21 protein-coding genes and 1 tRNA gene are annotated in these 24,908 nt (G+C 63.8%); 11 read left to right on the top strand and 11 right to left on the bottom strand.

Annotated features, from left to right (window positions below; genetic code table 11):
- The first annotated feature begins 90 nt into the window (after positions 1–90).
- The 4 genes from ON39_RS42950 to ON39_RS42935 all read left to right on the top strand — a co-directional run bounded on the left by ON39_RS42950 (position 91) and on the right by ON39_RS42935 (position 3,079).
- Complete coding sequence (locus ON39_RS42950) at positions 91–903, top strand: SAM-dependent methyltransferase (RefSeq protein WP_051187846.1); 813 nt, start codon at positions 91–93, stop codon at positions 901–903.
- Positions 904–1,004: 101 nt separating this feature from the next.
- Entirely contained in the window at positions 1,005–1,490 is a 486-nt protein-coding gene (locus tag ON39_RS42945) for an MTB12 C-terminal domain-containing protein (protein ID WP_051187845.1), read from the top strand.
- Between the two features lie 15 nt (positions 1,491–1,505).
- Positions 1,506–2,243 (top strand): ABC transporter ATP-binding protein, encoded by a 738-nt coding sequence (locus ON39_RS42940; protein ID WP_040742820.1) that lies wholly within the window; start codon positions 1,506–1,508, stop codon positions 2,241–2,243.
- On the top strand, positions 2,240–3,079 hold the full coding sequence (locus ON39_RS42935) for a hypothetical protein (protein ID WP_051187844.1): 840 nt from the start codon (positions 2,240–2,242) through the stop codon (positions 3,077–3,079). Before ON39_RS42940 ends, ON39_RS42935 begins: the two co-directional genes overlap by 4 nt.
- A gap of 4 nt (positions 3,080–3,083) precedes the next feature.
- Here ON39_RS42935 and ON39_RS42930 read toward each other — a convergent pair whose 3' ends face one another.
- A complete protein-coding gene (locus tag ON39_RS42930; protein ID WP_146251319.1) occupies positions 3,084–4,412 on the bottom strand; it encodes a cytochrome P450 in 1,329 nt (442 codons plus the stop codon).
- A 1,349-nt stretch (positions 4,413–5,761) separates the two neighbouring features.
- Entirely contained in the window at positions 5,762–5,959 is a 198-nt protein-coding gene (locus ON39_RS42925; RefSeq protein WP_211336446.1) for a DUF4241 domain-containing protein, read from the bottom strand.
- Positions 5,960–6,465: 506 nt separating this feature from the next.
- Between ON39_RS42925 and ON39_RS42920 the strand changes: the two genes are divergently transcribed.
- The 5 genes from ON39_RS42920 (at position 6,466) to ON39_RS42900 (ending at position 15,197) form a co-directional block, all read left to right on the top strand.
- Positions 6,466–10,893, top strand: coding sequence for a tetratricopeptide repeat protein (locus ON39_RS42920; RefSeq protein WP_110293874.1), 4,428 nt, complete (start codon positions 6,466–6,468; stop codon positions 10,891–10,893).
- A 232-nt stretch (positions 10,894–11,125) separates the two neighbouring features.
- Positions 11,126–11,923, top strand: coding sequence for an SAM-dependent methyltransferase (locus ON39_RS42915; protein ID WP_040742815.1), 798 nt, complete (start codon positions 11,126–11,128; stop codon positions 11,921–11,923).
- A gap of 50 nt (positions 11,924–11,973) precedes the next feature.
- Positions 11,974–13,083 carry an LLM class flavin-dependent oxidoreductase gene (locus tag ON39_RS42910; RefSeq protein ID WP_040742814.1) on the top strand — a complete coding sequence of 370 codons (1,110 nt, stop codon included), beginning with the start codon at positions 11,974–11,976 and terminating at the stop codon, positions 13,081–13,083.
- Between the two features lie 40 nt (positions 13,084–13,123).
- Entirely contained in the window at positions 13,124–13,504 is a 381-nt protein-coding gene (locus tag ON39_RS42905; protein WP_146251318.1) for a CU044_2847 family protein, read from the top strand.
- 478 nt (positions 13,505–13,982) lie between these two features.
- On the top strand, positions 13,983–15,197 hold the full coding sequence (locus ON39_RS42900) for an FAD-dependent monooxygenase (RefSeq protein WP_040742836.1): 1,215 nt from the start codon (positions 13,983–13,985) through the stop codon (positions 15,195–15,197).
- Between the two features lie 115 nt (positions 15,198–15,312).
- Here the strand turns inward: ON39_RS42900 and ON39_RS47985 are convergent, their stop codons facing one another.
- Positions 15,313–15,693: a TerD family protein gene (locus ON39_RS47985; RefSeq protein ID WP_083895057.1), complete on the bottom strand. Its 381-nt coding sequence runs from the start codon at positions 15,691–15,693 to the stop codon at positions 15,313–15,315.
- Between the two features lie 39 nt (positions 15,694–15,732).
- Positions 15,733–15,867 carry an adenine nucleotide alpha hydrolase family protein gene (locus ON39_RS49435; protein ID WP_306307568.1) on the bottom strand — a complete coding sequence of 45 codons (135 nt, stop codon included), beginning with the start codon at positions 15,865–15,867 and terminating at the stop codon, positions 15,733–15,735.
- Between the two features lie 275 nt (positions 15,868–16,142).
- Here ON39_RS49435 and ON39_RS42890 point away from each other — a divergent pair.
- Positions 16,143–16,216 (top strand) — tRNA-Pro (locus ON39_RS42890).
- A 43-nt stretch (positions 16,217–16,259) separates the two neighbouring features.
- On the opposite strand, the gene ON39_RS42885 is transcribed toward ON39_RS42890, so the two are convergent.
- The 4 genes from ON39_RS42885 to ON39_RS47980 form a co-directional block, all read right to left on the bottom strand.
- The gene (locus ON39_RS42885; protein WP_373283794.1) at positions 16,260–16,703 is read right to left on the bottom strand and encodes a tyrosine-type recombinase/integrase; all 444 of its coding nucleotides are present in this window, start codon (positions 16,701–16,703) and stop codon (positions 16,260–16,262) included.
- A gap of 234 nt (positions 16,704–16,937) precedes the next feature.
- On the bottom strand, positions 16,938–17,444 hold the full coding sequence (locus tag ON39_RS49430) for a hypothetical protein (RefSeq protein ID WP_146251317.1): 507 nt from the start codon (positions 17,442–17,444) through the stop codon (positions 16,938–16,940).
- A 720-nt stretch (positions 17,445–18,164) separates the two neighbouring features.
- A complete protein-coding gene (locus ON39_RS42880) occupies positions 18,165–18,554 on the bottom strand; it encodes a hypothetical protein (RefSeq protein WP_040742811.1) in 390 nt (129 codons plus the stop codon).
- Between the two features lie 245 nt (positions 18,555–18,799).
- Entirely contained in the window at positions 18,800–19,453 is a 654-nt protein-coding gene (locus ON39_RS47980; protein WP_211336445.1) for a hypothetical protein, read from the bottom strand.
- 578 nt (positions 19,454–20,031) lie between these two features.
- Between ON39_RS47980 and ON39_RS42870 the strand changes: the two genes are divergently transcribed.
- Complete coding sequence (locus tag ON39_RS42870) at positions 20,032–20,322, top strand: hypothetical protein (RefSeq protein WP_146251316.1); 291 nt, start codon at positions 20,032–20,034, stop codon at positions 20,320–20,322.
- A 1,307-nt stretch (positions 20,323–21,629) separates the two neighbouring features.
- Here the strand turns inward: ON39_RS42870 and ON39_RS42860 are convergent.
- The 3 genes from ON39_RS42860 to ON39_RS42850 are packed head-to-tail and all read right to left on the bottom strand — an operon-like array spanning position 21,630 to position 24,749.
- Positions 21,630–22,478: an SAM-dependent methyltransferase gene (locus ON39_RS42860; protein ID WP_157195638.1), complete on the bottom strand. Its 849-nt coding sequence runs from the start codon at positions 22,476–22,478 to the stop codon at positions 21,630–21,632.
- Between the two features lie 11 nt (positions 22,479–22,489).
- Complete coding sequence (locus ON39_RS42855; protein ID WP_040742808.1) at positions 22,490–23,716, bottom strand: cytochrome P450; 1,227 nt, start codon at positions 23,714–23,716, stop codon at positions 22,490–22,492.
- 19 nt (positions 23,717–23,735) lie between these two features.
- Positions 23,736–24,749, bottom strand: coding sequence for a ketoacyl-ACP synthase III family protein (locus ON39_RS42850; protein ID WP_040742807.1), 1,014 nt, complete (start codon positions 24,747–24,749; stop codon positions 23,736–23,738).
- Positions 24,750–24,908 lie beyond the last annotated feature (159 nt).

The following is a 24,908-nucleotide window of genomic DNA, read 5'->3' as shown; positions in this document are numbered from 1 at the left end:
GAGCGGCGCCTCTCCCGGCAACGCACCACATCCAGGCAACAGATATCTGGATTAGGACCTGCCCGGGTAGCGATCAGCTACGGTTACACCGTGGTTCAAGGAACCGAAGGGCCAGCGCCGGAGCACGACCGAACGCCGCGACCATTCACCCCCGAACAGCTGAATTCCGCACGCGTGTACGACTATCTCTTGGGCGGAAAGGACAATCTCGAGATCGACCGAGATATGGGCGATCGCATGCTTTCTCGCGCACCCGAAATCAAGACCTTGGCCTGGTTCACCCGCAGTTTCATGCTCAAGGCGGTCGAGATGGCCGCTGAAGCCGGTATCCGTCAGTTCCTCGATCTCGGTTCGGGTATTCCGAACTCGCCCAACGTGCACGAGGTGGCTCGGGAGATCGAGCCGTCGGCGCGGGTGGTGTATGTCGACTACGACCCGGTCGTACGCGCTCATTGCGACGCGCTGCTGGCCAAACCACGTGGTGTCACAGCTCTGCTGGGCGACGTACGTCGACCCCTCGATATCCTCGATCAACTGAAGAGCCAGCGCCTGATGGATTTCGGCGAGCCCGTCGCCGTCACGCTCGTCAGCGTGCTGCATTACGTGATGGACGACGAACATCCCGCCGAGATCATCGCCGCCTTCCGCGATCAGTTGGCGCCCGGCAGCTACCTGGCGATCACGCACGGCTCCAGCGATTCCGCCCCGGAGATACTCCAGGTGCTCGCCGGCACCCACGACACGTCAGCTCAAGTCTCCTTTCGGTCCGCGGCACAGACAGAGGCCTTCTTCGCCGGCTTCGAGTTGCTCGAACCCGGTGTGGTGCCGGTGCAGCAGTGGTTGCGCCCCGGCTTACCGGAGACTCGAATGGTCATGCTCGGTGGGATCGGCCGCAAACCCTGAGGAACCGCGACGACAGGAGTAATCTCGAATACGCCAATTCATTGTTGGCCGCTGCACATTCGAGCGTGCATCAAGTGCTGTCCCAGTCGCTCAGAGGATCAATGATGAAGTCCCTCAGAACTGTCGCTGGTGTCGTGTCGACGATCGTATCGGTCGCCGTGGTCACAGCCGGCGCCTCGGTTGTCAATGCCCCCGACGCCACAGCCGCGCCCGGCGATTTCCTCATCACCAAGGAAGTTCCCACCCTGCAGGATCTCGACGATCAAGTCGCGTTCCTGATCGAAACGCCCGCCTCCGACGAGGCCAAGGCGGCCAATATGGAAGGCGGCATGCGGGCGGTCGTGGTCGCGCGCACCCTGTACAACATCGGCTGGTACCGAGCTCCGCGCGGGTCGAATGAGATCACCGGTCCCGAAACACACGCAGGCAACGTGCACACCGCTATGTTGCGCAGCAAGTCGGCGGGACAACCGGATCTGGTTGCGCGCGTGGTCTGGAAGCGTATCGACGGTGTCTGGAAGCTGTCCAACAGCTCCGTGTGCGAGGGTGTCAAGGCCGTGGGCCTGGCGATGGCCTGCGACTTCTGACCGGCTCCGCGCGCCGTGATCGATATTCGTGACCTCACCCTGAGCTACCCCGGCCGCACCGTCCTCGAAGTCCCGGAACTGACCGTGGCAGACGGGGCACTCACCTACCTGATCGGTCTCAACGGCACCGGCAAGACCACGCTGCTGCGGTGCATCTGTGGCGTCATCGCGCCTGCCGTCGGCACCGTCCTCGTCGACGGGACCCTCGTCCGAGCCCATCGAACCACACCGGCGACTCTCGGAATGCACCTCGATTACCGTGCCTTCGACCCGCGCCACACCGCACGCCGGCACCTACGCTGGATCGCCCGCGCCCGTGGACTATCCACCGTCCGGGTCGGCGACGTCCTCGAGATGGTCGACCTGGTCCGGGTCGCCGATCGCCGGCTGGGGCACTACTCCCTCGGCATGCTCCAACGGGTCGGCATCGCCGCCGCGTTGCTCTCCGAGCCGCAAACCCTGCTGCTCGACGAGCCGCTCAACGGCCTCGACATCGCGGGCATCCGCTGGATACGAGAACTGCTGCGCCGACTCGCCGATGCCGGGACCTGTGTCCTGGTCGCCACACACCTGCTCGACGAGGTCGAACGCAACGCCGACCACATCGTCATCCTCGGGGACCGGCGCGTTCTGACCGATCAGCCGTTGGCGCACATCATGAACGCCCTGGGTCCCGGCGAATCCAGCCTCGAAGACGCCTACCTGCGAATCGCCGGCCCGCCTACCGACGTCGCGTCCGGCGTGGCCCCGTGAGCGGCCCGGGTCCGGCCACCTTGATCCGTCGCGGCGTCGCCGCGGAATGGACCCGCACGGCCGGACGCAGCTTCCTGTGGACCGTCGCTGTCCCCGTCACCTTCGCGCTGCCGCTGATCGTCACGTTCGCCATCGCCGCCGTCGCGGAGCGACTCGCCACCCTCCCCGGACAGAGTTACGTAGCGACGGTCTCGACCACCAACTCCGTGTACTGGGTGATCACCTTGTCCGTGTCGGTCATGACGGTCACCGCCGCCTACGCTCACGCCACCCAATGGCGCGGGCAGACAAGCGATCTCAACATTTTCCTGTTCCCCCGGTCCTGGACGGTCGCCTTGGCCCGGTGGATCTACTACGGCGCCATCGCGGCCGTATCGACGACCGTTCTGCTCATCGTCGTCATGGTCACACTGCCCCACCAGTTCCCCCAGATCTATGGGGCGGTGGACATCACCGACTCCGCCGGCGTCCGCTTCCTCTGGACCGTCCCGAGCTACGCGTTCGCCGCATGCGGAGTGGGTGTCGCGGTCGGGTCGCTGATCCGCACTCCGTCCGCAGCGGTCGCCGTCCTGCTGTTCTGGGTCTACGTAGCCGAGATCTCCATCAATCTGCTACCTCATGGATCCGCGCTGCAGGCCTACGCCCCGTTCCTCAACGCCGTCGCCGCAACCGGCCAGGAAGTCGCCTTCCTCCCCCGCTTCGGCCGCAACGGATCCCTGCTCTACTTCATCCTCGTCGCCGCAGGTTTCTTCATCACCACAGCCGTCCTCGCGATCCTCTTTCGCCGGATATCCGAACGTCGCAGAACGACACTCGCCAAATCAGGCACGCTGTGAGCCGTCACAGCTCTCGGCCGCTCGACAACACAGAGACCGGACGAACCTCGAGCGGAAGCCTTCTCACCACGGGGATCGGACCCATGGCTCGCGGGAGCTTCTCTGTCGCGACCGGCTGGAAATCCCACTTCGACAGCAGGCTGTGGAGAATTGTTTGCAATGCCGCCCAGGCATAATTGTTCCCGATACACATCTGATTGCCCATGCTGAACGGAACGAAGCTCCTGCATTTCGACCCAGACGGTGACCACCGATCGGGGTCGAAAGTGTTCGGGTCGGCGAAAATGTTCGGGTTCCGGTGGACAGCAGCGATACTGTAGCCGATATCGGTCCCAGCGGGAAAGGTGAAACCGTCGAGTTCGACCGGTGTGACGCAGCGTCGCGTCTGCAGCAGTGGCGAATGCATGCGCATGACCTCGTTCAAGAACCGGTTCAGGTAGTCGAGTTGGTCCAGGCTGTGGGGGCTGAGTTCTTTCGCGGCGGAGACCTCCTGCCGCAGTTGCGAAGCCACCTCCGGACGCTGGGACAGCTCGTACAGAGCCCAGGTCAGCGCGGCGGTCGAGGCGTCGATTCCGCCGAAGAGAATAGTGACGGCCTGCTCTGCCAGGAACTTGTCGCTTCGTGGTTCCGCACCGAACGAATACAGCAGGATGTCGATCAGGTCGTTGCGGCGCTCACCACCGGCCCGGCGCGCGACCAACAGCTCCTGGCAGTACTCCAGTAGTCGCCTCCCGGCCGACAAGAACTTGCGGTTCACCGGCAACGGCAGGCTCGCCAGCCTCTTCGGCAGCACACTGCCGACTATGGCGCCCGCACCTATGTCCTCGATCAGACCCGAGATGAGTCGCAGTTCCTCGGTATCCGGTTCGTGCGAGAACAGTGCCCCCAGCAAATTGGTGATCACCAACCGCACCAACGCGGAACGAACCTCGACGACCTGGCCTGGCCGCCACGAACTCGCCAACGCATCCGCATGACGCTTTATGCTCGGGGCGTAGCTTTCCAACATTGACCGATGAAACGCTGGTTGCAACAGGCGGCGAAGATCCTTGTGTTGCCGACCATCGGCGACGATCAGCGAATCCCCGAATATGAGACGGATGCGTTCGAAGAGGAGCCCTCGCTCATAGGCGTCGGAGTTCTCCACCAACATCCGGTGCAGCAGTTCGAAATCGGTGATGACATAGACGACCCGACTGCCGATATCGACACGTGCGATTTTCCCGATGTCCGCCAGATCCACCATGAACTGGACCGGATCACGCAACATTCGCCGACCGTGGCCGAGAATCGGCAGACGCCCTGGCCCGCACGGGACATCATGAATATCCACCGCATATAGCCTTTCGCTCCGCAGGCCCGAGGACAGAGACCTCGGTTTGCTCTATCACGACGACCGCTTCCGCCACATCACAGCTGTTGCCGTGCGCCATGATTCGTCTGCGGCACAGTGCCGGGCGGTAGTGCAGCCGAATGCCCCCGCCATGAGAAGGTGCCCCTCCGAGTAGTAGGTCAGTCATGGCCAGCTCCGGATCAGCGTGTCGGCGACGATCTCCTCACAACACTCGACAAACCTCTCTCGGTTTCACACTTTCTCCGATCGTCCGCGCGGGGGCTGGCCCCGCGGACAGGTGACAACCGAGTTGAATCGTTGAGGCCTGTTGTCCATCAACCTATTACATTAGCCCGGAACGCCCACCGACTCCGACACTTTGCCGAATCACGAACGGGCCGGGCATCATTCACAGTCATCGCGGTCCGGGTAAGCTTGGCGAGCGGCCTCGAGCACCCCGTCCGGGTCCTCCCGCATGCGCCGTACCGGCCCTGGTGCCCATCCCTTCCGCACCCGCGCCGCCCCTGCACCGAGGCCGAACGCAGCTGACTCACCTCCCGCTTGGCCAGACGTGAAGACCTGGCGGCAGTCGCCGAACTCGTGCCCCAGTGCGGTACCGGAGGTGGGCCGGCCCGAAGTCGCACTCCTCTACTCGCGAAACCCTCAGCGCCGCAGTAACACTCACGGTCACGATGCACCAGTTCGAATCCGCTCAGCGCCGGAACACGGCGGGATACACCGCTACTCCCGCACTCGCCGACTGTCGTCAGCCCCAACTGCCGATACCTGGCATCGATCGCGCCCGCGCCGGATCACCTCGACGGGTTCGCCTGCCACGCCCGAGGAGAAACCGAACGCCGCTCAGCCCCCTGACCTACTTGTCTGCCAACTCGCGAAAGGGTCTGAGCGACGATAAGCCCGACGCCGCTGCCGTCCTCGCCTGAGGCGGCGTGTTCGGAGCGACCCTGCTGTTCCTCGACAAGGTCGTCGAATGCACCGCCGGGCGACCGAAGCACCTCGCGCGCCCGGATCGCCAGTTGCGGTCCGGGCCCTGGTCTGCGACGGGTTCGACCATTTCTTGGGTGCTACTAGTTACCGCCCGAGCCGCATCCGCCACCAAAGGTGCTGTCGCACAGAAGGTCTCGAGCTGTCGTCCGCTCGGTGAGCGGCAGGCGGGTCGGGCCGGTGCGGAACCGGCGCCGATTCCACATGCAAGGTGGCCGGCACCGCGCGAGGTTGCCGTCGTGGTGCCGGACGACCGGCGGTCAGCCGACGATGCTGCAGTACTTCACGCCCGTGGAAGCACGGAACCGTGCCGGCGGCCCGTCTTCCGGCTATACGGAGGAATGTCAGCCGCGGGTGATGAGGCAGAAGTCCACGACCACCGAGGCCACTCGACCGTCCTGGGCGCGACCGATCCACACCGGATAAGTACCGTCCCCGCGACCGCTGCGGAATGCCAGCGAGTTCGCGCTCGATTCCGGATCGATGAACTCCACGACGAACTCGGTTTCCAGACCCTCACAGAGCACATCGAGTTCGGCCACCGGGCTTACGAGGTTTGCCGATGCCGGCGTTTCCGGCACCATCGGCTCCAGCGGACCGCTTGGGCCACACCGACCTTCGAAGCACTGCGAGAGGTACCTGCATCCGGCCTCGCGGCGCTCCAGACGACGGAAAACTACCTGACCTGTGTCGAGAATCCACGACCGACATCGACATTTCACACACGGAATGCGCGTTATGCGATCACCGTGGCAGCACTCGATCCGCAGTATGCTGAAGTCGTGGTCGAAGCCGCTGAGGTCGGTCGCGCCTTCACCACGGCGCGCATATAGTGCTTCTCGGTACCGGTCGAGATCTTCACGATTGCGAATATACCTGCAGGACAATATGATTCGTGCTTCCTGTGTCGAACGAGGCAGGCATAGAGCGCCTTGTCTCGGTCCACGTGTTGTACCTTTGCGTTCCCACCCCGATACGGAGGCGCGCAGGTGAACCTGATCCGTTGCGCAGAGCACGCTTCCCAGTGGTGACGACCGAGCCTGTCTCGATGTCAGCACCCGACCCGAGGGTGCCCGGCTATCTGGGGCGAATCCTGGACGGAGACCGTGCGGTTGGTTCCTGCTTCCAAGTCGCGCCAGGAGTGCTGGTCACTGCCCTGCATGTCCTCGACGACATCGAAGCGGGCAGGGAGGGGGCGATAGTAAGAGTTGACGCGTTGGCCGATGGGGTCGCGGCGTTCTCCGCCACGGTCGCCCGCACAGACGGTCTACATGATCTGGCTGTTCTCGATACTTCGGGACAGTTGCCGGAGTCGGTGGCGGGTTGGGCCGCGACCGATCGGATCGAGCTTACTGTTCCCGCAGTGGTTACCGGCGCCTCGATGCTCCCTGACGAGCACACTTACCGATTCCTGGACGCACCGGGCCACTGGGGTGGTGGAACTACCCGGGATGACGAGATTCCGTGGGGGCGTTTCGTTTCTTCCGCGGTGGTGCGTGGGATGAGCGGTGCACCGGTGCGGCGGCTGTCCGACGATTTCGTGATCGGCGTTGTGTCGCAGCGTTACAACAGTGCGGATGGGTGGGGACGCGACAGCGTATGGGTGGCGCGGATCGAGGACCTGCGGCCGCTGCTCGGCGAGATGAGCGAGATCGTCGTGACCGGGTCGCCGCCGTCGCACGAGGCGGTCGAGGTAGTCCTCACGGTGACCGACGATCGGGTGCGGTTGCACGGCAACGGAATCGACGTGAGCGCACCCCACACCGGAGCGTGCTCTGCGTTGTTGCACGCGATCGAGGAGATACGCAGTGAACGAATGCGGCTGTCGAGCTCGGCTATGTCGCGGGCTCGGCTCGCCGACCTGACCACCGAGACGAGGGCACACTCGATATCATTGCGTCGCGCCGGCGAGCTGATCGCCGACTCCTTTCTTCCGCCGCCGCTGTCCACGGCGCTCGCGCGAGTCTTCACCGCTGCCGCGGCCACGCATACGCCGGTCAGAATCGGGATCGATGCGGGGCAGTATTCCGAGTTGCCATGGGAGGCGTTGCCGGACCCCATCGCTCGGCGGCCGCTTGCGCTGCATCCGTTGATCACGACTTACCGACATCTACTAGCCCCGCCGGCGCGAAGCATTCCTGGCCCGTTACGGATTCTGATAGCGATCGCGGTGCCGGACGGGGGCAGAGGTCAGGTGCTGGACTACGAGCGAGAAGTACGTAGCGTGCTGTCGGCGGTGCGGGATGTTCGACACCACGCAGCCGAGGTCCGTATCGTCGAGTTCGCCACCACAGCGGCCATCAGAGCCGAATTCGAGCAGGCTCCCGCGCACATTCTGCACCTGTCCGGCTACTACCGCCCCGGACATCTGCTGCTCGAAGACGAGCTCGGCGCGGCAAGGGAGCTGTCTGCGCAGGAGTTTGTCGCCGAAGCGATCCCACCTGGCTCGATGCCGCCGGTATTCAGCCTTGCGGCACGCTACGCCGGTGTCGCCGCCGAGCCGGCCGCCTCGTCGTTCGGCGCTGCGCTGATCAACCATGGAGCCAGTGTGGTGATCTGCACCGTGACCTCGGTGACCGACCGATACGCTACAGCCCTGTACGCCCGTGTTTATCAGGCACTCAACCGGAGTCGGACTCCTGATGTAGTCACTGCTGTCGCGGACGCCCGCCGCATTGTTCACCAGCAGTGGTTGAGTTCGCCTGATCCCGCCGAAGTAATGCTGACGGGTTTAGACGAATGGAGCCAGGTTACAGTCCTGGCCGGCGCAGGCGCCGTACGCGTCTACGATCCGACTGTTTCCGAAACGGTCGCACCGCACGGCAGAGTTCCGATACCAGGGTTGCTCACCCGTGCGGCGGGCGAGTTCGTCGGGCGTCGTCGCGAAATCCGGAGGCTCCCGGCGCATCTGGCGGGGAACCGGTATTCGGGCGTGCTGCTGCACGGCATCGGCGGAGTCGGTAAGACAACCTTGGCAGCTGAGATCGTGCGCTGCCAACAGTTCGCAAGTGTGATTCCGGTAGTCACCGGTGAGACGAATGTCGATGATCTACTCGCAGCGGTCGCCGGCACCATCCGCCAGCACTGCCTGATCGACGAGGACGCCGCGCGAGATCCCCGTGTGTTGCGGGCTGCTCAGATCGCGTCATGTACCACTGAGCCGTGGCAGGCGCGGCTGACCGCCTTGCGGACCTTTGTATTCGACCTCTTGCCGGTCCTGTTGGTCTTGGACAACTTCGAAGACAACCTCGATAACTCACGCTCCGTGGCCGATCCTCAACTGGCCGCACTTCTTTCGGCGTGGCTTGCCGAGCCGGGAAACAGCCGAGTATTCGTCACGTCCCGGTATCCGTTCACGTTTCCAGACAACGGCCACCACCGGCTGTTCGTGCACCAAGTAGGGCCGTTGTCACAAACAGAGACGCTCAAGATGGTGTGGTCCTTACCCACACTGGATCGACTGACAGTCACCGAACTGGACCGTATTTGGCGCCTTGTCGGGGGTCATCCTCGTAGCCTCGAATACCTCGACGCCTTGCTCAACAATCAGATCGGTCGATACCACGACATCACCCATCGACTCGAGAACGCCATCGCAAGAGACCCTGAAGCGCGACCCGCGCTCACCGCCCGAACACTCGATACCGCCCTTGCGGCCACCGTTACATTGATCGCCGACGACATCCTCCTCGACGAGCTACTCGGCCGACTCAGCCCTGCCGCACATCAGTTGCTGATCGGGGCCTCGGTTTACCGAGAGCCCGTCGAAAACACCGCCTTGCTCTATCAAGTCGGCACGGACAACCTTGCCGCCGCCCAACAACCGGATTATCGGGCGCTGAACAACACTATTGTCGCCACCGTCGAGCGCCATCGAACCGAGCCCACGGCACAAGCGTTCGATGTTGTTGCGCTTCCCCCGCACGTGCTCGATGAAATCGATCCTGTAGTCGCCGAGTACCACACCAAGCCCAAACCCCCGATCTCCGCCGAAGTCGATCTCGGAGAACTGATTTGCGAATTGACCTCGAGTAGCTTGCTGACCACCGATCTCGACACCGGGCGTGCGTTCGTGCACCGATCGACCGCGGCCGCGCTCGAAAGGTTGTGCGCACGGCGTCGATGTGACGATATCGCCGTGGCGCATCGCCGTGCGGCGATGTATTGGATCTGGCGCGTGGCAGCCTGGCCACAGGATCGTGACGCAGATCTGCACGACCGTCTGGAAGCGCGTTATCACTACCTGCACGCGCACAATACTGCCGCGGCGCACGATCTCACCTTGGCCATCTGCGATCGCCTGCATACCGCCGGCGCATGGGACCACGAGGCCACGCTCATCCACGACACCCTCTGTCGTCTGTCGGCTACTGCGCCCGAGCGCGCCGAGTGGCTTCGTCGAAGCGGGATGATCGCCCAATTGCGGGGCGACTACGTCGAAGCCGAACGGCAATACCGGGTGGCCCTGACTATCGGCGAGGACCTCGGCAACCGCGTCGGTATTGCCACCAGTTACCGTCAGCTCGGGATGATCGCGCAATTGCGAGGTGACTACGTCGAAGCAGAACGGCATTACCGGGTTGCTTTGACTATGGACGAGGATCTCGGTAACCGTGCAGGTGTGGCCACCAGTGATCACCAGCTCGGGATGATCGCGCAATTGCGGGGCGACTACGTCGAAGCCGAACGGTATTACCGGCGGTCGCTTGCGACCAAGGAGGAGTTGGGAAATCGCATCGGTACTGCCGCCGCCTACGGCCAACTGGGCTTACTGGCCCAGGATCAGGGAAATTATACGGAGGCAGAGCACTATTATCAGCGTGCTCTCGCCATCAAACAGGAACTCGGTAATCGCGCCGGCATGGCCACCTCCTACGGCCAGCTCGGCCTGCTCGCCCAGGATCGAGGAGACTACGCGGAGGCCGCACATCGCTATCGGCTGACCCTCGCTATCAACCGAGAACTCGGAGACCACGTCGGTATAGTCGCCGACTACTGCCTGCTGGGTGCGCTAGCCGAAGTACAAGGCGACTTCGCCGAAGCCGAACGCCAGTACCGGCGGGCACTCGCCCTTGCCGAAGAGGTCGGATACCACGCTGGGATCGCGGCCGGTCACCACCAGTTGGGCGTTCTCGCACAGCTTCGCGGTGACTACACCGCAGCCGATCACGAGTATCAGTGTGCGCTCGCTCTCGCCGCGGAACTCGGCTATCGGGCCGGAACGGCCACCACGATCGCCGCGCTCGGTTCTCTCGAGTTCGAGCGCGGCGAGCTGATCGAAGCCGTGCGTCTCTACCTAGAGGCCTGGCGGTTGCACACGGATATGAAGCTCGACATCGCTGCCACACAAGTTGAAGAGAAGCTCTGGTGCTTACGAGATCAGTTGGGAATGAATGTCTTTCGCGCTCAAACCCGCGAAGTTCTCTCCTCGAAGCACGCTGAACTACTGGAGAGTCTGCTCGACGCCGAGCCGTAGCGGCGACGTGCCCGCGTAGCGTAACGCCGGCGTGGGACATGAACATCCGCAAAATGCGCCCGGTGACGGCTAGGCTTGTTGTAGCGTGACGGGCCGTGGTTGCGAAAGTCGAAGCGCGACAAGCTGTTCGGTTGTCCATGAGTACCGGGGAGTCTGTTCTACCGTGGCCGCGCCCGTAGCGGAGGCAGACGGCCACCGCCCATGGTCAGCATTGCCGAGGAACAGGACCGTTATGACCAACAGGTACGAAGCGATGATCCGGACCGACATCCCGTCTTCCGCGCGAACCTGGAATTTTTGGATGGGAGGCAAGGATTTCTACGAGGTAGACCGCGTGGCGGGCGAGGCGAGCCTGAAGATAGATCCGGACATCGCGACCGTAGCGGTGCAGTCGCGCCAATTTCTCATCAGGGTGGTACGACATCTGGCCGCCGAGGTGGGTATCCGCCAGTTTCTCGACATCGGTACCGGTTTGCCGACGATGCAGAACACCCATGAGGTCGCCCAAACGATAGCGCCGCAATCCAAGATCGTTTACATAGACAACGATCCGCTGGCGCTGACCCAGGCACGTGCCATGTTGGCCAACTCCACCAGCGAGGGTATTACCGCATACTTCGACTGTGACTTCCATGAGCCCGAACGGATCGTCGCCGAAGCCGGCACCGTTTTGGACTTCACCCAGCCGGTGGCGGTCATGTTCATGGGCGTACTCGGTCACGCACGTTCATACGAGGACATGCTGCACATCGTGCGCACCGTCATGGATGCGACCCCTTCTGGTAGCTATCTGGCCTTGTGGGACGGAACCCCTGACAGCCAGGCTTACGTGACACTCTGTGAGGAGTACACCAAAACCGGGGGTACTCCGTACTTTCCGCGCACCCAGGATGCGATCCGTGCAGCGTTCGACGGGTTCGAGTTCATCGAGCCGGGTTTCGGTCCGATCACCGAGTGGCGAAATGATGCGGCCGGCGAGTACGACCCGCGTTCCATGTCATCCTATGGCGGTGTCGCGCGAAAACCATGACAGCCCATAGCCGGTCCGTAAGACGACCTCCACGATGAAAGTGTATCGAAATGAAGGTTGGATTCTTCATGCAGCCGGTACATCCGCCGGACACACCCGCGCTCGAGGGGATCGCTCAGGATCTCGACGAAGTCGAGTTCCTCGATTCGATAGGTGTCGACGAGGTGTGGTTCGGTGAGCATCTCACCGCTAAGACCGAACCATGGCCTGCCGCTGATCTGATCATCGCGCAAGCCATCCCCCGAACGAAGAACATCAAGCTGTGTTCCGGCGGATATATTCCTCACTTCTACCATCCTGCCGCACTTGCATTCCGGATCATGCAGCTCGACCACATGACGCAGGGACGGTATATGTGCGGCATTGCCGCTGGTACCGTACCGGGCGACTTCGCACTGACGAACGTCGACAACCTTTCGGGTCGGCACCGCGAGATGCAGGCCGAGGCGATCGAGATCATGAAGAAGATCTGGACCGAGCATCTCGACGGGGAGTGGGAGTTCGAAGGCAAGTTCTGGCATGTCCGAAACCCTGGTCAAGGTTTGCTTTTCGGTGACACCCCGTCCAAATGCTCGTTCGGCTTCGGACCATTTTGGAGGCCGTACCAGGACCCATATCCTCCGATAGCTGTCGCGGGTATGTCTCCCCACAGTTCGAGTATCGAGTTTGCGGGCGCGGGTGGCTACATTCCGCTCAGCGTGTTTTTCAACGCGCGATTTCTCGTGGGGCACTGGGAAACTTATTCCGCCGCAGCGGAGAAGAACGGCCACCCGGCCGAACGCAGCATCTGGCGCGTGAACCGCGAGATCTTTGTCGCCGATACCGACGCGGATGCACGAAAATTCGTCCGCAACGGCTTGCAGGCCGAGATCTGGCGGAAACACTATCTCGAGTTCATGAGCGAGATCGGCTGGCTGAATCATCTGAAACACGATGACTCTGTGCACGACTCGGATATCACGATCGAGTATTTGATGGACCATCTGTGGATAGTCGGCTCGCCGGATACCGTTCGCCAGCGCCTGGACGATCTGTACGGCGAACTCGGTGGATTCGGAACGGTGCTGCCCACAAAGTACAGCCATATGGGCAAGCGGGAGCAGATGTGGCGGAGCCACGAACTGCTGATGCGGGAGGTCGTGCCGAAGCTGGACCACTGATTTCTCCAGTGGCCGGCAGGTCCGGACTATTCGATAGTAATTGGCGAAGATCAGTTCACGATTGAAAGGTTTTGTAATGGCCGGTGGCCCGATAGTAGAAATGCGGTTCGGGGATGTGGACGTGCTCGTGGAAACGGTGAAGATAACCGGGTCCGAACCCACCGGCGTCGGCAGGAGCCCTGACTCCGGCAGGGCCGTCGACGCGCTGGAACGTGCCCGTGAGGTGATTATGGCTGCGGCAACCTCGACCGCGAACACGGTACGCGAACTCGGGGACAAGACCCGGCCGGATCGAGTGGAAGTCGAATTCGGACTGGGATTTTCCATGAAGGGCAACGTGATCATAGCAAGCGGCTCCGCTGACGCATGCTTGAAAATCAATCTCGTTTACGAAGCGCACACCGAGGACGTCACTCGGTAAGAGTCATACGTCCGGCACCCTATGGCGCATTCGATCGCATCGCGTAGACGAACCGCGGTAAATCTCACCTCCTCGAAGGCGTCGGCGTCCGGCAAGTGGCTCGAAATGATCGGACGCGACACCTTGGACGCGTACCTGTTCCGACGTCCGCATCGTGGTCGGATCACGGCGGGCGTTCTCCGTGAGCGACTCGTTGGGATGAGGTCGCGCGGGCAGTCTGCTACGTACACCGCGCGCCATACCGGGCTGATGCTCGATACGAGCGTGCCCTCGCACGCGTTGCAGATAGTCGATGCTGTGTATCGCGCTGCCGAGCACGACGCCGTTGAGCCGGGACAGGTCTGGGGGTACGACGTCATGCGCGGCAAAGACTTTCGCCGACGGTTCCCTCGGCGATCTGCCTCGCGATCCGGTCTCCAGGAGCAGGATCGAAGCATGGACCGCGCACAGGTCCGCGGCTGCGATGAACGAGGTTTCGATGCGCGTTCTGATTTCCGGCGCCAGCATCGCCGGGCCGGTGCTCGCCTATTGGCTCGACAGATACGGTTTCGAGGTCTGCGTCGTCGAACGCACTCCGGCACCGCGTAAGACCGGCGGCGGTCACGCGGTGGACCTGTTCGGTCCGGCCATGCGCATCGTGGATCGGATGGGCGTGGCCGAGCAGATCAGAATGCGAGCGACGGGCACCGACGCACTGGTGGTGCACCGCCCATCAGGCCGGCCGGTGACGCTGGATCTGCGCAAACTCTTTCGCGTCGTGTCCGACGATCACGTCGAGATCATGCGCGACGACCTGAGCGAGATCCTCTACACCGCAACCAGTTCCGCGGTCGAGTACCTCTTCGACGACTCCATCGCCGCCATCGCCGACTCCGGCGAGGTCAGCTTCGAACGCAATCCCGAGCGCCGCTTCGACGTCATCGTCGGAGCCGACGGACTGCACTCGAAGGTCCGCGCGTTGGTCTTCGGTCCGGAATCGGATTTCACCACATGGCTCGGCGCCTATCTGGCGGTGTTCTCCGTGCCCGACCATCTGGGTTCGGACGGGGTGATGCAGATGATCTACGACGTCGGACGCGCCGCGGGCGTCTACAGTGCGGCCAACCTGCCCGACGCGCGTGCCGGATTCTTTCTGCGGCCGGCACAGCCGCTGTACTACCAACACCGCGATGTCGAGCGGCAGAAACAGTTACTGCACCAACACTTTCGAGATATGGCGTGGGAGGTGCCCCGACTGCTCGGCGAGCTCGACCAGACAGCTTCGTTCTACTTCGACTCCATCACCCAGTTGCGATTGGACACCTGGTCTCGCGGGCGGGTCGCTGTGGTCGGTGACGCCGCGTACTGCCCCGGCCCGGCGGTGGGCGGCAGCACCAGCATGGCGGTGGTCGGCGCCTACACTCTCGCCGGCGAACTCGCCGCACACCCCGGCGACTACCCGGCCGCTTTCGCCGCCTACGAGCGCCGGCTCGCCGACTACGTTCGTCGCAGTCGCAGCTTCGCGAGGACCGCCGCGAAGTCGCTGATCCCGGCCCGTCGATGGCAGCTGTGGGCGATGGTCAACGCCATCCGTGTGCTGAACGTGCTGCCGGCGCCGGTGAGTCGCGCGGCCGCCGAACTCAACGCCACAGGGGTACGCCTGCACGAATCGATCGCCGTGCCGGACTACACCGAATTCGACCCGACGCGCTGACAGCGCAGTGTCAGTCGCCGAAACGATTCATGCTGCGAAGGATAGGCAGCGCGATGCCGACGAACAACTCGAGGAGAGTCACGGCGGCGACCTCGGCCATGGCGACTCCTTCCGGTCAAGCCGGCATTTCACGCACCCGCGCGACCGCCTCGACAGGGTGTCGCGCGCGGACGGCCTCGCCGACCGGCTCGAACCGCCACACTCCGTCGATGCGAATTACCATGCCCATCACCAAACCGGTATGCGATCCCCCGCCGCTGAGATCGTAGCGGGCGATCTCCACCCCGGACACGCCGTCGACCACGCGGCAGAACGCATTCTCGATCTGCTCGAAGCTCTGGCCGGTGTAGTGATCGGCCTGCCGGCCCGCGCTCGCGGACCGGTTCTGCCGACCAGGCTTCCCGGCGCACCATCCGTAAGGATGCCGTAAGAATCCGTAAGAATATTGTCGAAGCAAACTAGGCAGGTCCCTGCTTGCGGCTCCGCCGACGTTCACACGCGACGATCATCGGAATCTCGACATCCGGCATCGGCGTCAACGTGCAGCAGGGGTGTCGGCGGCGGAGCCGAGCATGCTCGCGAATCCGCCGCGGCCGTGGGTGCCGACTATGACCAGCTGAGCGTTGGCGGACTCATCGAGCAGCGAGCGTGTGGGCCTGTCGGCCAGCACAATTCGATGCCTCGCGATGTCGGAGCTGCGCTCTCGGCGTGAGCTTTGACGGTCGCCGCCGGAAACGCCGATTTGCGCCGTGGCACCCGAGACGCACACACTTCGCCGAGGTGACCCCGCGCAACTCGCCCCGATGACATCGCAACCGCACCAAACGAGCCCAAGACCCGTCAGCGAGCCGTCCACACCCCGTCGCCACACCCCTCTACCAGGCGATTCGTTCCCCACGCCACCCCTGAGGTAATCTTTCCGAGCGCCCAACACCGGGCGCGGAACGGGCTGTGGCGCAGCTTGGTAGCGCACCTGACTGGGGGTCAGGTGGTCGCAGGTTCAAATCCTGTCAGCCCGACAGCGAAAAACCCCTCCTGACCTCGGTCGGAGGGGTTTTGTCGTTATTCGACGATTCGGAGCTTGGGACCATTTTGGGACCAATCGGCCTGACCCATGCGGGCCAGCAGCTCGGGCAGCTGTGGTCCGCCGTTCGGCATGGTCAGGAACCGTGACAGCAGGTCCCCGTCGTTCTGCAGCGCGGCTATGTCGGGATGCAGGTACCTCTGGGTGATCCGCGGGTCGGTGTGGCCGGCGATCTGCTGCAGCCGATGCAGCGGGACTCCCGCGTCGGCGAACCAGGTGAGCCCAGTGTGCCGGAGGTCATGGCGCCGCAAGTGCTCGTACCCGAGCTTGGCGACCACGTCCGGCCAGTGCGTGGCACGGCGTAGGACTCCAGTCTGGATTCGCCCGCCCCGCGGCCCGACGAAGAGGCGAGCGTCGAGCTTGTTGTTGGCTGCGGCGATCCGATCGAGAACCATCGGCCGGATGTCCTCGATAATCGGAATCCTTTGCGAGCGTTTAGGGGCCGGTATTCAGGTAGTCGGTATTCCAGTCCGGACCCCCAGGTGCGGCGCTTGATCAATCGCGGGAGCAGCCGGGCGGTGCCCGCGTCCCAGTACACGGCCTTCAGAACGTGCTCGTGGTGGGTGGCGCCGCGCCAGCCAGCCGATGCACCCGGAAACTTGTCCGCTACGGTCTGCCCGCGACAGTTGAATACGAGACCACACCAGTCCGGAAGCCTACTTGATCCGCAGGCCAGGTACCGAATTCACGCTGCCGGTACCGGCAGGGGCGGGAAGCGCGAGGACATCTATCGGCCCGTATCTGACGCCGTCGCCATCTTCGGCAAGGAAATCGTAGTAACCCGGTTTGACGGGGGTCCACTGGATACTGGCCGAAGTGGTTCCCGGAGACGTTGTTACGGAGCCGACAAGGGTGACGCGATCAGGGTGAAGAACCGGATCGATGGGAGCGTCCGGATCGTATGTGGCGAGCAAAGTGACAGGCCTGTCGTACCGGTGATGTGCCGGATCCGGGAAGTCGACCATGAACGTATACACCCCGTTCACATAGTAGGCATCGCGGCTAGTTGTCGGCACTCCCCCGCACACCTTCAGGTTCTGGCCAGTGCTACCAGCGCTCCAATCGCAGGCACCGGCCTGTGGTGCCAGGAACACCGTCGCGACAGCAGCGGTCGCAACGAGCCCGGCGACACCGGCACTCAACCGACGGACGCGTGTATTCATCGAACAACTCCATTCACCTGAGCCAGAACTCCCCACCCGGCCCGAGGAGATGCCTCGGACAGCCGGAATCATCCCATCATCGGGTGTCGGGCCCATAGCTCAGCGACTGGGGAATTCGTCCCCAGTTCGGGGGTTGAGGAACATCTGGGAGGAAAGTCACGCTAAGCCGACAGGGTGAATCCTGTTGCTGTGTTGTTGATTTCATGTCGGCGTGACTGATCGGGTACGGCCCGAGTACGGCGTTTCGGTGCGTTGGCCCGTGTGGAGCTCGAACGGTTCTGCTACCTCGATGACGAGGACCGGAGGTTGATCGCGGCCCGGCGCCGCCCGGTGTCGATCGTCAACAGGATTCATCTTCGGTGTCGGCAACGGCTTGCCGTGTCGCATCAATCGAATCTGGACCAGGCCACAAAGTGACAATGATGCCGGTGGTACACGTCGAGCGGCCGACAGACACAGCGGCACCGCCGCGTGACACCCGGTTGCCGTTTCTGGATGTTCTTCTCCGGACTCGCTGTGCTTTGCTCACATCCTCACCATTCGCCGCGTCAATCGCAGAGAAATTCATACATATCGTTCCGGTCCATGGTTCAGAAGAATGCGGTTGTCGGCGACCGTCACGCAAACCCTCCCTGCGGCATCCGTTTGGGTGTCGTTGAGCGGCCGATTTGCGATGCTCCCATTTCAATGCAGACGAGAAGTGCAGCCCTCCGACAGCTTTCACCGACAGGCCGGTGGCAGGGAACCGGCTTCGGGGATCGCTTCGATCCGGTCGAGGAGGTCGTCGAGTTCGGCGAAGATCTCCCGGGCGCGCCAGCGCGCGGCGATGCCGCGCTCGTAGGAGTTGGGGTCGAGTTCGGCGGAGGGGACCGTGATCACCGACAGCAGGTGTTCGGTGGCGATCTGGCCGCTGGTCAGCGGGTCGAGTTCGCCGATGTAGCCCGTGGCCATGCCGCGGGCGTCGAACTCGGTGAGTAGCGGCAGCCGGGCGTGGCCGCGCCGCAGCGCGGCGTCGGGCTCGTCGTCGCCGGTGGTGAGGATGCGTTCCATGTCGAGCTGCCCGGTGCCGGTCGGGGCGTGTACGAGCAGGGCGCACCAGCGGCGGAACACCCGCCGTATCGAAAGCCGTTGCCGCAAAAGGGGAATCGGTCTCCGCCAGCTCGTTCAGCACGGCCTTTCGGCACCACTTCGGTCAAGCCGTGCGAGCTCCGCCGATCCTGAGGCGGCGGGATCAGGGCACCACGACGAGTTTGCGTGTGGCTCGGTCGTTTTCCGTGTACCACCACAACCGCTCCCACGGCCACGCGGACACACGGATCGTATCCCTCACGCAAACGACTCCTGATCCCCCGACCTCAGCCGTGTTGCGGCTCAGGGCATTTGCCGGTGCGCTCGCCGATGCTGTTGATCTCGGCATTCGATCGCGGATCACCCGCGTAGTTGATCTGATCGGTGCACTTCACGTAGTTGTCCCCGGGGTGAATCGGCGCGGGACACTGACCGTTCTTCTCACCGAGAATATTGATCTCGGCATTCGACCGCGGGTCCCCGGCGTAGTTGAACAGATCGGTGCACTTCTTGGCATTGTCCTGGGGCCGGATCGGTTCGGGGCACTGACCGTTCTTCTCGCCAAGGATGTTGATCTCGGCGTTCGACCGAGGATCTCCGGCGTAGTTGATCTGGTCGGTGCACTTCACGTAGTTGTCGCCCGCAGGCTGGGGCTGCCGGATCGGGGGCTGCGGCGACTCTGCCGCGGGTGGGGAATACGGAGCGCCCTGTGATTGCGACTCCTCCTGTGGCGCAGGCGGGATCGCACCCCCCGGCGCCGACGTGGCCGCAACCGTCGTCGTGGCCTTCGCCATCGTCGTCCCGGTCGCGGTCGACGACCCGCCCGAACCACTCGAACAACCGGTCACCAGGGCGAGTGCGAGCACGATGCCCCCCAGCACCACCACCCCCACCGTCGCGCGTAACCGCCGGCGCCCCCGCACCCACATCGTCCGGACCATTTTTCCTCCCGTAATTCTTTACCGAGCTTCACTAACATGTCGCCCGACTTCCCATGACCGTTTCCGTTCGGGCGGCCGCATCCGGACCCCAATTGATCTGCCCCCGATACCTTGGGCACACCCCCTTGCGGGACAGTGCGGTTCGGTCGAGGAATCACCCCGATTTCCCAGCAGAGCACACAGCTTCCACTGAGGAGCCGAACTGCGAACCGGGCACTCCACCGGCATACTGACGCCCTTGCGCGAGACCAGCTCCTCGACCTTGTCTCGAAAGATGTTGCGGCGCACGAACAAATCGGCATCCAATCGCCGACACGGGGCCAGCCCCACCCTGTATCGCTCGAAGTAGCCGTCCAGCGGTTTGCCCACCAGTATCAGCGGCTGTGGACCCGGTCATACCGTGATCACGGCCGAAGCCGACGAGTTCGCCGGTGATCATGCTCGAGTCCAGGTGCGACCGCCGGCCGGACAGGATGGGCTCAACACCATCGCCAATCGCGCCCCTAATACTCCATCCGCACTTCGTGATGTTGTTGGTTAGCATGCGGTTTCGTGCTGGTTGGTGAGGATCTGGCTGCGTGGACGGCTGGGTTGGACGAGTTGTTGCGCGGATGGCGGGCCGGTTCTTGCGGGCGGAGCTGCGGTTGCGAGCTTTGATCGTGCTCAACGTGACGATGAACGACCGAGCGGCGAGAGTGCTCGGGGTGCGGAACGGCTTCGGTGGCCTGGATCCAGAACAGGGCTTGGCGCCCGGTTTGCGGACGTGGGTGGACGGCGGGATCGAATGCCGCCGCGAGGTGGTGTGCTGGGCCCCGGCTCCCGCGCACGCCGATGACGCACCCGGGCGCGAGTTCGATCTCACCCGTTGAGAATGCTCGCAAACCAGCTTCCATCTCGAAGACTTTGTGCCCGTGGACAACACCCATATCGATGGGCGGCCGCTGATCGGCCTCGACGCGCAACGAACCCTGCTTCGACAAGGGACCGCCCTGGCGCGAGAGGTCGGGCGACTGGCCGGCGAACTGGCCACACCGATCCCGCTGCGATGCATCATCGCCACCGGTGACACCAACGGCACGTTCAGGTTTCACCGGATCCGGCCCAGGAAAGCCGGCTGGCCGATGACCTCGACAGCTACGAGCGAGGCGAGGAGATCCGCAGCCACCTCACGCAGCTACCCACCTGCCCGGAAAAACTGACCAGGCACTGGCACGACAGCGCGGCCCAAGGCCGGCGCACCAAGGCCGATCTCCAGTCCTACCTGCGATCGTTGGCCGACCACTGCCGCACGGCCAGGCACCGCATTGATCAGCGTCCTCAACGGCGAACACGGACTGGCGCTAGGCTTTCTGCCCTCGGACAAGCTCGAGCGGTTCACCGAACTCGCCGCGACCGCCAAGGCAGAAATCCGCATCTACAACACAGAGCCGAGCCAGCACAGAACCAGCCTCACCGATGACACCACCCCCCGTAGTAGTCGGCGAGCAGGTCCCGGTTTCCGGTGTTGGTGGTGTGTTTTCCGAGTTCCCAGGCCGAGAGCTGGCTGGGGGTGATCATCGGGGAGTCGGTGTCGCGGCGCGCGGCGAGCTCGGCGCAGACCTGTTCGAGGGTGATGGTCTTGCTGCGGCGAGCACGCCGCAGCGGCGACTCGGTATTCGATGCCGTGGCGGTGATGCGCCAGGCGAACGCGCTGCACGGCGGCAGAAGCGTAGGTCTATCGTTCGCTCGCCCCGGGGTTCGCGTGGAGGAGTTGTCGAGTTGCCCGGCGAGTCGCCAAACAGCCGGTCACATTCACCCTAGGCCAACCGCTGCCGAGCGGCGGCGTTTCCCCACGTAACCCCATGAAAGCCGGTCGTCAATACCCAATGGGGCTAAAGCGACGGGGCGTAGAAAACCGGTCCATGACGACTCGCGGCGCTTCCGTGACGTCGATGATCTGCCCGATGCGGCGCACCTTGGATGCGGTCGCGGCGGCGGGGCCGTCAGGCCGGACGCTCCCGTGCGGGCCGGGGCGGCTCGACCGGATGCGCTGGCGCGCGGCAAAACTACCTTCAGCGTCGCGCGTGCTCGGCCACGGCTTCCGAGCAGCCGGTGCTGCGGGGATCAGCGGGCGAGGACGATCTCGGCAATCGGATCGCCCTCGCCCGCCGCGAGATTCGATACGTGGCGGATGGTGCTATGCGGTGGGCTTCGAGGCGACGATGATCGCGAAACCGATGGCGGGGGTTGCGGAGAACAGGTCCATTCCGGCGTCCATGTCTTCCTTCAGGTCGACCGACGCGTTCGATTCGGCGGCCTCCGCGCGCCTACGGGCCGCGTGCAGTTCCCGAATGGCGGCGAACGTCGGGCCGATGCTGTGCTCGGAGATGTCGAGCACCTCGTCGGTGTACAGGCCACTTTCCGCGAGCACACCGGGGTAGCCGGACAGTGGTACCAGGGCGGCGATCTGACCCACTTTCCACAGACTCGCCAGCCGCGCGTTCTGCTCGTCGGTCAGCGGCGTGCGCAAGACGAGATTGGCGATCACCAGTTTGCCACCGGGCCGTAGTACCCGCGCGATCTGCCGGAGTGCCGCCGTCTGGTCGGGCATGTGGAAGAACGATTCGAGCATCCACGCGCCGTCGAACGACTCGGGCGGATAGGGCAACTCGGTCACATCGGCGACCTCAAACCGCACCTGGTCGTCCCTGGACGCGGCGCGCGCGAGATCCCCGGCGAGCCGGACGTGCCGCGGACTGATATCGATGCCGACGACCTCGGCGCCGGTGGCTTCGGCGAGCTGAACGGCGGGCTGGCCCCGCCCGCAGCCGACGTCGAGTACGCGCTGTCCCTTGGTCACCCCGACCTTCTCCACCATGAGCTCGGTCATGCGACGAGAGGCGTCGGGGATCGTGCTGCCCTCGGGGAGATCCCGCCAATATCCGAAATGCATCGGTCCGCCCAGATCGGCACTGATCAGGTCCGATGCCTCTGCGTAGTATTCGACCACCGCGGCGGTGGTCACCGAACTGTCGCCTCGAATCACGTGATTCCTCCTCATGGATGGGTCGCGGCGGGGACAACCGAACGCGGCGTCGGACGAAACCGCACCCGCATCGATCGGGTGCTGCGCACCAGGCCCGGCGGGTGCTCGATCGGGCTGCCCGGCTCGAGCCGCAGATCCGGTAATCTGCGGACGATCTCGGTGGTCGCCACCCGAAGCATCAGGCGCGCGAAGTTCGCGCCCATGCACTTGTGCGGACCGGCACCGAAGGCGAGGTGATTGCCCTGCGGTCGGTCGATATCGAATCGCTCGGGTTGTGGAAAGACCCGCGGATCCCAGTTCGCCGCGGCCCACAGCAGCAACACGCGCCCGCCCGCGGGAATGACCTGCCCACCGATCTCGACCTCCCTGGTCGCGACCCGGGACAAGCTGACCGAGATCGAACCGTGCCGCAGCAGTTCCTCCACGGCCAGATCCACGGGGGCATTCAGTTCGAAATGCCCCCGCAGTTCGGGCTGCTCGATGAGCAGCCCGGCGAGGTAGCCGATACTGCTCGACGTCGTCTCCATGCCGGCCAGCAGTAACAGGACCAACGCACTGACCATCGCGTCGATGGTGAGCGGCTCGCCCTGCACGCGCCCGGCGAGCAGCGCATCGGTGACATCGCCCTGCGGCGGTCTTTCCTTGCGCCACAACAGGAACTGTTTGGCCCACGCCTCCAGGTCCGCGAAGACCTCTTGCTGGCGCTCCGGATCTTCCGATGAGACGAAGTCCTGGACGAACTGGCGGGTGGCGGGCAGTTGATCGGTGGGAACGCCGAGCATCAACTCGAACAGCGAGCCCGGCACGAACCGCCACGCGAAATCCTGGGCCAGATCGCATTCGCCGCGCTCGACGAATTCGTCCATCAGCTCACCCGCGATGCGACGCATCGCGGGCTCGAACCCGGCGACCGCCGAGGGCGACATCAACGGATTGAGCATCCGGCGCCAGTCCCGATGCTCCGGCGGATCGACCTCGATCGGCGCCAGTTTCGGCATATCCGGGTTGTACGGAATCGTCGCACCCTCGGCGGAGGTGAACGATTCCCAGTCCTTGTTGGCTCGCATCACCTCGGCATGCCTGGTGATGATCCAGAAGCCGCCGTGTTCCTTGCTGTAGAGCACGGGGCTTTTCTCCCGCATGCGGTTGAGCACCGCCCAGAAGAATTCCGCGTCGTTCGCCAGCACGGGGCTCCACGGATCGAAATTCTCCACCATCTGTTCGACGTCGTGTCTCATGGTCTGCTCCGTCCTGACGTCAGCTGTGCTGTGGCGTGCACGATTCGAGCACGACGGCGCTGGATATTCCACCCATGCCATGGGCGAGCAGCAGGATGTGCCGCCAATGCACGCCCTCGGTATTGACCAGATGATCCAACCCCGCCAATGGGTCCGCCGGACCGATATGACCGACGCGACGCGAATATTCCCACGGGGTGATGGCGAGATCGAGCGACAACGGTTTGAGGAATTGTTGTAGCGTGAGTTCACGGCCGAGGAACGGGCAGACGACGAAGTCGATGTCCGCCAATTCGATACCGGCCTGTTCGGTCGCCTTCGCGACCACCGATTGCACCTCGCCGGCTACCGTCCGCCAAATCTGTTCGCCGTCGACGATCTCTTCGAACCGGGAGCGCACATAGACAGGTTCGGTCGATTTCTCCCGCTCGGCGGAGAATGGTTCCCGGCCACGACCGATGGGTTCCAATTCTGGATTACTCGAGGTCGCCGCGCCCGCGATACGGGCGAACCCGCGTTCCCGAGACACCACCGCCGCGGCCGCACCGTCGCCCAGCGGGTTGTTCGAGGTGCGCCAGCGATCGACCTCGTGTTCGCGCCAGCAGTCGGCCGCCGTGACGAGCGCGAGGTCACCGGCGTCGCGCGTCGCCAGATACGCCGTGGCGAGTTCGAGCGCGACCAGCGAACTGGCACAACCGCAGTCGAGATCGCTGGCGATACATTGACCGGCGGGTATGCCGAGCTTTCGGTGAATGTACGGCGCGCCGTGCCACAGCTTGCCACCGGGGGTCAGCATCATGGAGTGCAGCGCGAGAGCGACGCGCGCCGGGTCCAGCTCGGCGCGTTCCAGCGCCAGCCGCGCAGCGTCCACCGCCAGATCCGGCGAGTACTGGTCCGCCGGTGCGACCGTGACCGACAGCTGCTGGGTCTCCGCCGCGTCGCGCTTTGTCCACGCGCCCGCCGCGATGGCCTCCGCACCCGTCACGGCGGGCGGCAGCACACCGGCGATTCCGGCGAGAAATACGTCACCCATGGGGGAACACTCACTTTCTTATCAGCCGTATACCCGCAGCGCGGCTGTCGTTTCCGTCATCACTATTTCTAGACTCGTCGACACGCCCCGTAAATTGGACCATCGAACATGAACAAAGGTTCTTGTCCGAAGGTTCAATTGAATTCGGCATCGACCCTG

Source organism: Nocardia tenerifensis NBRC 101015, assembly GCF_000308715.1.
Lineage (GTDB): Bacteria > Actinomycetota > Actinomycetes > Mycobacteriales > Mycobacteriaceae > Nocardia > Nocardia tenerifensis.
The sequence above is the reverse complement of the archived record's forward strand: the minus strand, read 5'-3'. Positions and strand labels throughout refer to the sequence as shown.